The organism is Comamonas serinivorans (assembly GCF_002158865.1).
GTDB lineage: Bacteria > Pseudomonadota > Gammaproteobacteria > Burkholderiales > Burkholderiaceae_C > Comamonas_E > Comamonas_E serinivorans.
The window spans coordinates 1,431,255-1,442,667 of record NZ_CP021455.1; the positions used below are offsets into that span (position 1 = coordinate 1,431,255).

Genomic DNA, 11,413 nt, shown 5'->3' on the forward strand with positions numbered 1-11,413 from the left:
GGCCCGCGTGATGCGCGTCGGCCCGGCACCACCCTCTCAACCTCACACCGAATCCAGCCATGCAATCCACCCTCAACCCCGAAGTCCTCGGCACCCGCGACGTCGCTGGCGCAGAGGCCCCGCGTTCCAAGCTGTCGATCAAGAACCTGAACTTCTACTACGGCAAGTTCCACGCGCTCAAGAACATCAACCTCGAAATCCCCGAGAAGAAGGTCACCGCCTTCATCGGCCCCTCGGGCTGCGGCAAGTCCACGTTGCTGCGCATCCTCAACCGCATGTACGAGCTCTACCCCGAGCAGCGCGCCGAAGGCCAGCTGCTGCTCGACGGCGAAAACCTGCTCGACCGCAAGCTCGACGTGGCGCTGATCCGCGCCAAGGTCGGCATGGTGTTCCAAAAGCCCACGCCGTTCCCGATGTCGATCTACGACAACATCGCCTTTGGCGTGCGCCTGTTTGAAAAGCTCAGCAACTCGGACATGGACGACCGCGTGGAGTGGGCACTGCGCAAGGCCGCGCTGTGGAACGAGGTCAAGGACAAGCTGGGCCAGAGTGGCTCGGGCCTGTCGGGCGGTCAGCAGCAACGGCTGTGCATCGCACGCGGCATCGCCATCAAACCCGAAGTGCTGCTGCTCGATGAGCCCTGTTCGGCGCTGGACCCGATCTCGACCGGCAAAATCGAGGAGCTGATTGCCGAGCTCAAGGACGACTACACCGTGGTCATCGTGACGCACAACATGCAGCAGGCCGCCCGTTGCAGCGACTACACCACCTACATGTACCTGGGTGAGCTGATCGAGTTCGGCCCCACGGAACGCCTGTTCTTCAAGCCGCAGCGCAAAGAGACCGAGGACTACATCACGGGCCGCTTTGGCTGAGGACGGAGGACACCATGCCCAACAACAAGCCCCCATCGGAGACCCCGCAAATCATGGTCGAGAAACACCTCTCCAGCCAGTTCGACAGCGAACTGAACACCGTTTCCACGCGCGTGCTGGAAATGGGTGGCCTGGTCGAAAACCAGATCCAGCAAGTCGTGTACGCGCTGGCCAATCTCTCGTCCGATGTCGCGGAAAGCGTGATCCGCAACGAGGTGCGCGTCAATGAACTGGAAATGGAGATCGACCACGACCTCACCAGCATCATCGCGCGGCGCCAGCCCACGGCGCGCGACCTGCGCCTGCTGCTGGCCATCTCCAAGACGACGGCCAACCTCGAGCGCGTGGGCGACGAGGCCACCAAGATCGCGCGCATGGTCAAGTCCGTGCTCGAGTCCGGCGTGGTGCGCTCGCTGCCCGCGCACGAGCTGCGCATCTCGGCCGACATGGCCTCGGGCATGATCCGCCAGGTGCTGGACGCCTTTGCCCGCCTGGACGTGCCCACGGCCTACCGCATCCTGAAGGAAGACGACAAGATCGACGCCGAGTTCGACGGCTTCGTGCGCAAGCTCATCACCTACATGATGGAAGACCCGCGCACCATCTCGTCGGCCCTGGACCTGGTCTTCGTGGCCAAGGCCATCGAGCGCATCGGCGACCACGCCAAGAACATCGCCGAGCAGATCATCTACATCGTCGACGGCGATGACGTGCGCCACTCGACCTCGTCGAGCGCCAACCATCAACGCCCCATGAGTGCAGAGGTTTCCAAGGTCACGCCATGAAGAACATGCCCCGCGTGCTGGTGGTGGAGGACGAATCGGCCATCGCCGAGCTGATCGCCGTCAACCTGCGCCACAACGGCTTTGCCCCGACCTGGGCCATGGACAGCGAAAGCGCGCAGCGCGAACTCGACGCCGTGCTGCCCGACGTCATCCTGCTGGACTGGATGCTGCCCGGTGAGAGCGGTCTGTCGCTGCTGAAGAAGTGGCGCGCGCACGAACGCACCAAGGGCGTGCCCATCATCATGCTGACCGCCCGCAGCGACGAGGCCGACCGGGTCGCGGGGCTGGACGTGGGGGCGGACGACTACATGGTCAAGCCGTTCTCGACCAAGGAAATGCTGGCGCGCCTGCGGGCCGTGCTGCGCCGCCGCTCGCCCGAACACGCGGGCGGGCAGGTGGCGATTGGCGAGTTGCTGCTCGACGCGGGTACGCACCGCGTGAGCTTCCGCGACCAGCCGCTCAAGGTGGGGCCCACCGAGTTCAAGCTGCTGCATTACTTCATGCAGCACCCCGAGCGCGTGCACAGCCGCGGCCAGCTGCTGGACCGCGTCTGGGGTGACCACGTGTTCATCGAAGAGCGCACCGTGGACGTCCACGTCAAGCGCCTGCGCGAGGCCCTGGGCGATGCCGGCGCCATGATCGAGACCGTGCGCGGCGCGGGCTACCGCCTCACGGCCCAGCCTCTGCTGCAGGCCAAGCGCGGCGCGGGCGCCGGCGCGGCCAGCGATCGCGGCATGGGCGGCCTGAGCCTGGCGGGCTGAACCGTTGGTCGATGCGGGTGCACCTTCAATGCCCTTTGTCAATGCAGTATGCATGGGTGGCTGTTTGAATGACAACGGCAATCCATGCATACTGTATTTTCATTGTGGTGAACCACCATGACGCGCAGGCGCTAGCCGGACCGGCGCGCATACGGACTTCGTCCTGGTCTGCCGGCGGGCTGCGGTGTGTGCTGCACCGGGGCGCGCGCAGCGGCCGCATCAGGGGCACACGCATCCAGCCAGAAGCAGGCCGGGCCGACGCGGCCGGGCCGGTGAACTGGTGAGGCCGTTGGCACAAGGCCGTTGAACAACCGAGTCGAGCATGCTGGCACGTCTTTTCTTTGTGGTGGTGGGCCTGGTCGCGGCGGGGGCGCTGGGCTGGCACCTGGCGGACTGGCCGGGCGCCACCGTCGGCGTGGCCCTCGCCGCCATCGGCCTGCAGCTCATCGACCTGGTGAGCGCGGCGCGCGTGCTGGGTTGGCTGCGCCAGAGCCTGGAGCAGGACCTGAGCGACCCGCCCCGCGTGATGGGCGCCTGGCGCGAAGCGGCCGACCGCATGCGCCGCCGCATGCGCCAGGGCAACCAGAAGCTGGACGCGGCCGGCGCCAAGCTCGATTCCTTCCTCGACGCCATCCAGGCCTCGCCAAACGGCGTGATGCTGCTGGACGCGCAGGGCCGCATCGAGTGGATGAACGCCTCGGCCTGCCTGCATTTCGACCTCGACGCCGAGCACGATCACCTGCAGCACGTGGCCAACCTCGTGCGCGACCCCCTGTTCGCCGACTACCTGCACGCCCAGATGAAGGCCAAGCCTCCGGCCGAGCGCGCCGCGGCCCCGTCCGCACGCCCGGGGCCGGGCAATGTGGTGGTGGCCGGCTCGGCCAACGCCCAGGGCGGCGGCATCACGCTGCTGCGTTGGACGCAGGCGCAATCGGTGCTCAAGGTGCAGCTGCACCCCTACGGCGACGGGCAGCGGCTGCTGCTGTCGCAGGACTTCACGGCCATGGCCAAGGCCGAATCCATGCAGCGCGATTTCGTGGCCAACGTGTCGCACGAAATCCGCACCCCGCTGACCGTGCTGGCGGGCTTCATCGAAACCCTGCAGACCTTGCCGCTGGAAGACGCCGAACGCGCCCGCTACCTGGACCTGATGGCCAAACAGGCCGACCGCCAGCAGGCCTTGATCAGCGACCTGCTGACCCTGTCCAAGCTGGAAGGCCGCGCGCGGCCCGGCACCGACGAGCGTTTCGAGGTGCAGGCGATGGCCGCCGAGTACCAAGAGCAGGCGCAGGCGCTGTCCGAGCAGGTCTGGGCCGAGGGACCGCCCCAGCAGCTCAGCTTCGAGGGCGGGGCCGGACTGCACATCGTGGGCAGCCGTAGCGAATGGCTGAGCGCCTGCACCAACCTGATCAGCAACGCCATCCGCTACAGCGGCCCCGGTGGCCGCGTGAACGTGAGTTGGACCGTGCTGCCCGATGGCCAGGCCGAATTCGCCGTGAGCGACAACGGCCCCGGCATTGCGCCCGAGCACGTTGCGCGTCTGTCCGAGCGCTTTTACCGCGTGGACAACAGCCGCTCGCGCGAGTCGGGCGGCACCGGCCTGGGCCTGGCCATCACGCGCCAGGTGGCCCAGCGCCATGGCGGCGAGCTGCTGATCCAGAGCACCCTGGGCAAGGGCTCGCGCTTCGCCCTGCGCGTGCCGGCAGCGCGTGCCCGGCTGGTGCACGACGGCCAGGCCAAGGCCGCGTGACGCGGCATTGGGTGATGGGGTATGGCGCTGCTACCGTTTCTCTGTCATCGGCATTGACAGGATACCCTGTGATGGGGTGTTGAGGTGGGCTGCAAGCAGCTGCATTCAGCGGCGGCCGCCACGGCATGCCCTTGCCCCAGGCCAATTGCTGGGGGCCTGACGTCGGGGCCGTGGCTCTTGGGCGTGGGCCGGCTGTCGCCACCGGACGCACATGCACCCATCTGTTCAACACCAGACCGCTCCTGCGTCGGTCACCCGCCGTCTGCGTGACCTGCGCCATCGTGTGGCGACTGCCGGCTGACTGACGCGGGATCGGCGATTGCGCGCGGCCTGCCCTCTGCAGGGCCAGGGCTTGGCGGCCGGTGGCGCCTGCGGCGCGCACCTTGCCGCAAGCTGCCGACATGCTGCGATGATCGCCCCCATGAGCACCACGCCTGTTCCCCCACCGCAGCTGGCCGCGTCGCCGCTGCCCTTCAGCTCGGCCATCTACGGCATCGGCACCGACGTGTGCGACATCCGCCGCATCCGCGACACCTTCGGGCGCCACGGCGAGCGCTTCGTGCAGCGCGTGCTGTCCGAGGGCGAGCAGGCGGTCTGGCGCCGCCGCAGCGAGCGCTGGCCCGAGCGCGGCGTGCGCTACCTGGCGACGCGGTTTTCGGCCAAGGAGGCGTTCTCCAAGGCCATCGGCGTGGGCATGCACTGGCCCATGCAGTGGCGCTGGTGCGAAATCGCCAACGCCGCCAGCGGGCAGCCGCACATCGTGCTGCACGGCGACCTCAAGCCCTGGTGCGACGAGCGCGGCCTGCGCTTTCACATCACCGTCAGCGACGAGAGCGACTACGCCACCAGCTTCTGCGTGGCCGAGCGCGGGCCCGTGGCCTGAACCTCCAGCCGGCTGGGCGCCTCTGTGCGAAGGCGCCTGCCTGCGGGGCTTTGGGGGGAGGGCGACGAGCACGGTCCCCCGTTCGGCCGGCTGCTGGTGAGCGCCGCCCCCGACTGGGTCGATGCGGTGACCGCCGCGCCCTAGAATTGCGCAACCCCGCCGGCGAAGCCCGTGCCCGTTGCACGCGCCGCAGTCGCCGGACCTGGCCCACGCCTTCACCGCAGCTCTCAGGCCGCGCGGCCTGCCCACCATGCTTGAACACGCCCCCCTCATCCTTGACGTTGCCGGCACCAGCCTGACGACCGACGACCGCCGCCGGCTGGCCCACCCGCTCGTGGGTGGCGTCATCCTCTTCACGCGCAACTGGGCCAGCCGCACCCAGCTGACCGAGCTGTGCGCCGCCATCAAGCGCGTGCGGCCCGACCTGCTGATTGCCGCCGACCACGAAGGCGGCCGCGTGCAGCGCTTCCGCACCGACGGTTTCACGCACCTGCCCAGCATGCGCACGCTGGGCGAGCTGTGGCTGAACGACGGCCGGGGTGCGAATGCCCGTGCCGGTCAGGGCGCCATGCGGGCCCAGAACGCCGCCACGGCCGCCGGTTATGTGCTGGCGGCCGAGCTGCGCGCCTGTGGCGTCGATTTCAGCTTCACGCCCGTGCTCGACCTGGACTGGGGCGACAGCCAGGTGATCGGCGACCGCGCCTTCCATGCCGACGCGCGCGTGGTGGCCACGCTGGCCAAAAGCCTGATGTTGGGGCTGCTGCAGGCTGGCATGGCCAACTGCGGCAAGCATTTTCCGGGGCATGGCTTCGTGGCGGCAGACTCGCACGTGGCCCTGCCGGTGGACAAGCGGTCGCTCAAGGCCATCCTGGCCGACGACGCCATGCCCTACGCCTGGCTGCAGACCGCGCTCACCGCCGTGATGCCGGCGCACGTTATCTACTCACGCGTGGACAAGCGACCCGCCGGCTTCTCGGCCCGCTGGCTGCAGGACGTGCTGCGTGCGCGCCTGGGGTTCGAGGGCGCCATCGTCAGCGACGACCTGTCGATGGCGGCGGCCCGCCAGCTCGACGGCCGTGAGCTGAGCTTTGCCGAGGCCGCCCTCGAGGCTTTGCGGGCGGGCTGCGATCTGGCGCTGATCTGCAACCAGTCCCTGGGCGGCGGCGCCGTGCTCGACGAGGTCATCGACACCGTGGCCCGCGCCGTGGTGCAGGGAGGCTGGCAGCCCAGCCGCGCCAGCGCCCTGCGTCGCCAGGCGCTGTTGCCGGCCACGCCCGCCCTCGATTGGGACAGCCTGATGGTGAGCCCGCGCTATCGGCAGGCCCTGGCGCTGTTGCCGTGATCGATGGATATCAGGGTATGCTGTTGGGTGGTTCATGAATTCATTGGGAGTGGGTTCATACCCCGTCATGTCTGGCATGAGGCAGGCAAAAATCCTTGCGACCGCCCTTGAAATTCCGTTCTCGCGGATCATGTGAACACCATGCGGGCCGGCCAAAACGGCAGGCCCCCATCCTTTGACTGCAACGGGGCATCCGCCCCCATACCGAGAGCCATGAACACCGTTTCCCGCGTCCTGTCCGATCTTCTGGCCACTGCCGTGCGCGTGCTGCTGTGGCTGACGGCAGGACTGGCGGCGCTGACCGTCACGCTGATGCTGATGCTGGGCTTGGCGCTGGCCGGCGTGTGGGCCATGCTCACCGGCCGCCGTGCCTGGTGGACGCAGTTGCGCCAGGCGCGCACAGCCTCGCAAGCCATGTGGCAGGCGCGCCGGCAGGCCGCGCATGGCGCCGACCACGCCAACCCGGGCGCGGCGGCCGATGCCGGTGACACTGCCGCCAGTGCCGCACGCGCCCCGCTGGCGCAGCGCCGCTTTGGCCGCGCCGGCCGCATGGACGTCAGCGATGTGAGTGCGCGCAAGGCGCACGGCTGAGGCCAGTACCCCGCTCAGGGGCGGGCGCCATCGTCATGCTGGCGCCAGGCGCTTGGGCCGCCCATGAGGCGGGCTGCTCCTGTGCCGATGACGTGACAGAGCCTCACCGGGCCTGGCGTACGCAGCCACTAAACTTGGGGTTTTCGCCAAGTTTGACCACGCCGCCATGAAAACCGCCTTCGTCTTCAACGGCCCCAACCTCAACCTGCTGGGCCAGCGTGAGCCGCAGGTCTATGGCCACCACACCCTGGCCGACGTGCAGGCCTTGTGCGCGCAAGCCTGTGCCGAGCTGGGCCTGGCGCTGGACTTTCGCCAAAGCAACCACGAGGGCGACCTGATCGACTGGATCCACGCCGCCGGCCAGGCGCAGCAGGCGGGCCAGGCCGTGGGGGCCGTCATCAACGCCGGGGCCTACACGCACACCAGCGTGGCCCTGCACGACGCCATCAAGGGCGCGCAGCTGCGCGTGATCGAGCTGCACATCAGCAACGTGCACGCGCGCGAGGCCTTTCGCCACCACAGCTACCTCTCGCCCGTGTCGCAAGCCGTGATGTGTGGCTTTGGCGTGGCCGGCTATGCGCTGGCCCTGCGCGGCCTGGCGGATGGCGCATGAGGTCGGCCCGAGCCGACCGGCCCAATGGCCCCGATCACCTGAATTGCCCCGAGAGGGGCCGCACGCAAGCAATGCATGCCAGTATGGCCCGGTCTCCGTTTTCTTGTGAACGGCAGGGCATGCATACCCCATTTGTATGACCATGTGGCGGTCTGCAAGCCCTCGCGGCGTGCCGCGGACGGCTTGCGACCCACGCCCAGCCCAGGAGCCGATGTGCCGTTGATCGATACCCCCCCGTCCTTGCCCGAAGCCGTGCGCAGCCGCCTGGCCCAGGCCACGCGTTTTTTCACCCCCGTCGATGGCGGCCGCATGAGCTGGTACGCCTGGGGCAACGCCCACAGCGCGCAGCCGCCCGTGGTGTTGTTCCACGGCGGCAGCGGCAGCTGGACGCATTGGGTGCACGCGATCTTGCCGCTGGTCGATGCCGGCCGCTACGTGGTGGCGGCCGACCTGCCGGGCTTCGGCCAATCGGACAAGCCCGACCGCGGCGGCGATGCCGACGCGCTGAGCGAGCCCCTGGCGCAGGGGTTGGCCAACCTGTTCGAGGGCCGGCCGATCCACCTCGTCGGCTTCTCGTTCGGCGGCCTGTCGGCTGGCCTGATGCTGGCGGCTGAAGCCGAGCGTGAGCGCCGGGGCGAGCCCCGGCGCGTCAACGCACAGCGCATGGTGTTCGTGGGCGCGCCCGCCATGGGCGTGGTGCCCGAGCGCCAGTTCGAGCTCAAGGCCTGGCGCCACCTCGAGACCGAGGCCGAGCGCGACGCCATCCACAAGTACAACCTGGGCGCGCTCATGCTGGCGCACCCGCAGAACATCGAAGGCCTGGCTTTCGAGATCCACAAGGCCAACATGGCCAACGACCGCGGCGGCCGTCGCCGCCTCGCGCACACCGACATCCTCGCGCGCTCGCTGCCCCCGGTGACCAGCGAGGTCTATGCCATCTACGGCCAGTACGACGCGCTCTACAAAGCCTGGATCGGCCAGCTCGAAGCCGCCTACCGGCAGGCCGCGCCGCAGTTCAAGGGCATGCAGCTCATCGAGGGCGCGGGCCACTGGGTGCAGTTCGAAGCGCCCGAGGCCTTCAACACCGCGCTGGCCCAGGTGTTGGCCTGAGCACCCGACGGCCGCCGCGTCCAGCCGCAGGACCGTTGGCCGGGGCCACGTGACCCGATCAGGCGCCTGAGCCGGTCATCGGGCGCTGGCGTCGTGGCTGACCGAGCGCCCGGCCGATGAGGGCGAGGCGGACGGTTCGGGCCAGTCCACGTCGGCGGGCAGGCGGTGCACCAGGGCGCGGGCCTTGATCGGTGCAGGCACTTGACGCAGCCAGGCGCTGGCTTTGCGTGACATTGTCAGCCAGTATGGGGTGAGTGCCGTTTATTTTATGAGGATAAATGGCTCATGCTGGTCCATCTTCTGATGGGCTACCGTTCTACCATTGAACTACACCCTATGGGCTGATCGGCGGCGCTACACCGATCACGCGCGGCCTGGCCAGGTGCCGACCGGCGGCTCACGCGCCGAGTCCGCCGGCCTCTGGCGCGTCACCGCACCCATCACCCGGCATAAAACACGCCATTCGGCTCGCGATTCGGCGCCATGGTCTCCATCGGCATGTTCGAGGCGGCGGGGCGCGCGTACTGGTGCGGCTACTTCGAGGTGCTGCGCGCCTGCCTCAGGCTGGGTGGCCTGCAAACAGACCTGCCGGCGCCGGACGGGCGCTGGCAGTCAGCGCACCTCGCGGCGCAGGATCTTGCCGGTCACGGTCTTGGGCAGCTCGTCGCGGAACTCGATCAGGCGCGGGTATTTGTAGGCGGCCATGTTGGCCTTGCAGTGGGCGATCAGCTCGTCGGCCGTGGCCTGGTGGCCGGCCTTGAGCGAGACCACGGCTTTGACGGTTTCGCCGCGGTAGGCATCGGGCACGCCGACCACGGCGACCTCGCGCACGGCGGGGTGCTGGTAGAGCACGTCTTCCACCTCGCGCGGCCAGACCTTGTAGCCGCCCGCGTTGATCATGTCCTTTTTGCGGTCGACCAGGTAGAACCAGCCGCGCTCGTCCATGAAGCCCACGTCGCCGGTGCGCATGCCGCCGTGCAGCAGCGCGGCTTCGGTGGCTTCGGGCATGTGCCAGTAGCCGCGCATGATCTGCGGCCCGGCCGAGACGATTTCGCCGATTTCACCCACCGCGGCCTCCTGGCCGGCGTCGTTCACGATGCGCACCGTGGTGTTGTAGACCGGCACGCCGATCGACATCGCGCCGCTCACCGGGTCGACCGGGGGCTTCACCCCCAGCGGCACCATGTGCGAGGGCGAGCAGGTCTCGGTCATGCCGAAGGCGTTGTGGATGACGTGGCCGGTCAGGCGCTCGAACGCGTCGGCCGTGGCCGGTGCGATGGGCGCGCCGCCCGAGTAGATGGCCCTGAAGCTGGCGAAATCGGCGCGCGTCACGCCCGGGTGGTTCATCAGCGCCAGGAAGGCCGTGATGGCGCCGATGGTGAAGGTCGGGCGCGTCTCGCGGATGGCATCCAGCATCACCTCGGGGGTGAAGCGGTGGCACAGCACCAGCGTGCACGGCACCCTCAGCGCCAGCGCCATGTGGCCCACCAGGCCCGTGATGTGGAACAGCGGCGCGAGCCCCAGCACCACGTCGTCGGCCTGCACGCCGACCCAGTCGCGGTAGACCTGGGCGTTGAAGGCCAGGTTGCCGTGCGTGTTCATGGCGCCCTTGGGCTTGCCCGTGGTGCCCGAGGTGTAGGTCAGCAGCGCCAGGTCGTTGGCGCTGGGGACGCTGGCCAGCGGCCGCGGCCGGTCGCCGCTGCGGGCGATGGCCAGCAGGTCGACCACGCCGTGGGGAACCGGCAGGCGCTCGCTGTGGCTGAGCACGCGCCGGTCGGTGCGCGATTGCCAGTCGAGGGCGCTGGTGGTCACCACCGTCTTCAGGGCCAGCGGACCGTCGTCGTTCTGGGCGCCATCACCTTGGGAGCCATCGCCCTGGGCCAGCATGGGCGCGACGACCTCATGCCACAGCTCGTCCAGGCACAGCAGCGCCTGCGCGCCCGAGTTGCCGAGGATGTAGCGCAGCTCGCGCTGCTTGTTCATGGGGTTGACCGGCACGGCCACGCCACCGGCTTTCCAGGCCGCCAGCAGGCCGATGACGAAGGCCGGGTTGTTCTGGGTGTAGACGGCCAGGCGGTCGCCAGGCGCAAAGCCGCGCGCCTGCAGCTGGGCGGCCAGGGCGTCGGCGGCCGCGTCGACCTCGCGCAGCGTGAGCTGGCCGTCGAAGTAGCGGATGAAGGGCCGGTCGGGCGCGGCGGCCAGGGCCGCGGCCAGCAGGTCGATCATGTGGCTGAACTGCGGCGTGATGCGGGCGGGCTGCCCCGGGGCGTACTGCTGCAGCCAGGGCTGGGTGGCGCTGGCGCCGGTCATGCGGCCACCCCGGCGCCGAAGCGGTGAAGCGGATGAAGCGGGTGAGGCAAGGTGGCGCGGCGGTGGGGTGCGTGGCCCATGTTCGGTCTCCAGGTCAGGTCGAGGCCAGCCTTCGGGGGTGCTGACCAGGCCCATTCGACGGGGTCGCGGCATGGCGGGCTGTCGCCCAATCGACAAAACGGCAGTATGGCCTGATTCCGTTGAGTAATTGATCGGCATGCTCGGATACTGCTGGCCACGCCACGCCACGCCACGCCACGCCAAGCCAAGCCAAGCCAAGCCAAGCCAAGCCAAGCCAAGCCAAGCCAAGCCAAGCCAAGCCAAGCCAAGCCAAGCCAAGCCAAGCCAAGCCAAGCCAACGGCGACAAGGGCGTACGGCGACGTACGGTGCAA

At 68.9% G+C, this 11,413-nt stretch carries 11 protein-coding genes; 9 read left to right on the forward strand and 2 right to left on the reverse strand.

What is annotated here, in order from left to right; translation table 11 throughout:
• Nucleotides 1–59 precede the first annotated feature (59 nt).
• From pstB to CCO03_RS06140, 9 genes are all read left to right on the forward strand, one after another.
• Nucleotides 60–875, forward strand: coding sequence for a phosphate ABC transporter ATP-binding protein PstB (gene pstB / locus CCO03_RS06100; RefSeq protein ID WP_087278609.1), 816 nt, complete (start codon nt 60–62; stop codon nt 873–875).
• Between the two features lie 53 nt (nt 876–928).
• Nucleotides 929–1,660 carry a phosphate signaling complex protein PhoU gene (phoU, locus tag CCO03_RS06105; protein ID WP_087284281.1) on the forward strand — a complete coding sequence of 244 codons (732 nt, stop codon included), beginning with the start codon at nt 929–931 and terminating at the stop codon, nt 1,658–1,660.
• Nucleotides 1,657–2,421, forward strand: coding sequence for a phosphate regulon transcriptional regulator PhoB (gene phoB, locus CCO03_RS06110; RefSeq protein WP_087278612.1), 765 nt, complete (start codon nt 1,657–1,659; stop codon nt 2,419–2,421). Before phoU ends, phoB begins: the two co-directional genes overlap by 4 nt.
• A gap of 322 nt (nt 2,422–2,743) precedes the next feature.
• A complete protein-coding gene (locus tag CCO03_RS06115) occupies nt 2,744–4,171 on the forward strand; it encodes an ATP-binding protein (RefSeq protein WP_087278615.1) in 1,428 nt (475 codons plus the stop codon).
• Nucleotides 4,172–4,592: 421 nt separating this feature from the next.
• Entirely contained in the window at nt 4,593–5,054 is a 462-nt protein-coding gene (gene acpS / locus CCO03_RS06120; protein ID WP_087284284.1) for a holo-ACP synthase, read from the forward strand.
• 250 nt (nt 5,055–5,304) lie between these two features.
• The gene (gene nagZ, locus CCO03_RS06125) at nt 5,305–6,396 is read left to right on the forward strand and encodes a beta-N-acetylhexosaminidase (protein ID WP_087284287.1); all 1,092 of its coding nucleotides are present in this window, start codon (nt 5,305–5,307) and stop codon (nt 6,394–6,396) included.
• A 213-nt stretch (nt 6,397–6,609) separates the two neighbouring features.
• Nucleotides 6,610–6,987, forward strand: a complete 378-nt coding sequence (locus tag CCO03_RS06130) for a hypothetical protein (protein WP_087278618.1) — start codon at nt 6,610–6,612, stop codon at nt 6,985–6,987.
• Nucleotides 6,988–7,153: 166 nt separating this feature from the next.
• Nucleotides 7,154–7,600: a type II 3-dehydroquinate dehydratase gene (gene aroQ, locus CCO03_RS06135; protein ID WP_087278621.1), complete on the forward strand. Its 447-nt coding sequence runs from the start codon at nt 7,154–7,156 to the stop codon at nt 7,598–7,600.
• A gap of 213 nt (nt 7,601–7,813) precedes the next feature.
• Nucleotides 7,814–8,710: an alpha/beta fold hydrolase gene (locus CCO03_RS06140; RefSeq protein ID WP_335583034.1), complete on the forward strand. Its 897-nt coding sequence runs from the start codon at nt 7,814–7,816 to the stop codon at nt 8,708–8,710.
• A gap of 75 nt (nt 8,711–8,785) precedes the next feature.
• Here the strand turns inward: CCO03_RS06140 and CCO03_RS19535 are convergent, their stop codons facing one another.
• Nucleotides 8,786–8,944: a hypothetical protein gene (locus CCO03_RS19535; RefSeq protein WP_157667528.1), complete on the reverse strand. Its 159-nt coding sequence runs from the start codon at nt 8,942–8,944 to the stop codon at nt 8,786–8,788.
• A gap of 378 nt (nt 8,945–9,322) precedes the next feature.
• Nucleotides 9,323–11,020, reverse strand: coding sequence for an AMP-binding protein (locus CCO03_RS06145; protein ID WP_087284293.1), 1,698 nt, complete (start codon nt 11,018–11,020; stop codon nt 9,323–9,325).
• Between the last annotated feature and the right edge of the window lie 393 nt (nt 11,021–11,413).

What these genes read in the sequence shown, in the direction of transcription:
- pstB (WP_087278609.1), top strand. Translation starts at nt 60, where the DNA reads ATGCAATCCACCCTCAACCCCGAAGTCCTCGGCACCCGCGACGTCGCT.
- phoU (WP_087284281.1), top strand. Translation starts at nt 929, where the DNA reads ATGGTCGAGAAACACCTCTCCAGCCAGTTCGACAGCGAACTGAACACC.
- phoB (WP_087278612.1), top strand. Translation starts at nt 1,657, where the DNA reads ATGAAGAACATGCCCCGCGTGCTGGTGGTGGAGGACGAATCGGCCATC.
- CCO03_RS06115 (WP_087278615.1), top strand. Translation starts at nt 2,744, where the DNA reads ATGCTGGCACGTCTTTTCTTTGTGGTGGTGGGCCTGGTCGCGGCGGGG.
- acpS (WP_087284284.1), top strand. Translation starts at nt 4,593, where the DNA reads ATGAGCACCACGCCTGTTCCCCCACCGCAGCTGGCCGCGTCGCCGCTG.
- nagZ (WP_087284287.1), top strand. Translation starts at nt 5,305, where the DNA reads ATGCTTGAACACGCCCCCCTCATCCTTGACGTTGCCGGCACCAGCCTG.
- CCO03_RS06130 (WP_087278618.1), top strand. Translation starts at nt 6,610, where the DNA reads ATGAACACCGTTTCCCGCGTCCTGTCCGATCTTCTGGCCACTGCCGTG.
- aroQ (WP_087278621.1), top strand. Translation starts at nt 7,154, where the DNA reads ATGAAAACCGCCTTCGTCTTCAACGGCCCCAACCTCAACCTGCTGGGC.
- CCO03_RS19535 (WP_157667528.1), bottom strand. Translation starts at nt 8,944, where the DNA reads ATGTCACGCAAAGCCAGCGCCTGGCTGCGTCAAGTGCCTGCACCGATC.
- CCO03_RS06145 (WP_087284293.1), bottom strand. Translation starts at nt 11,020, where the DNA reads ATGACCGGCGCCAGCGCCACCCAGCCCTGGCTGCAGCAGTACGCCCCG.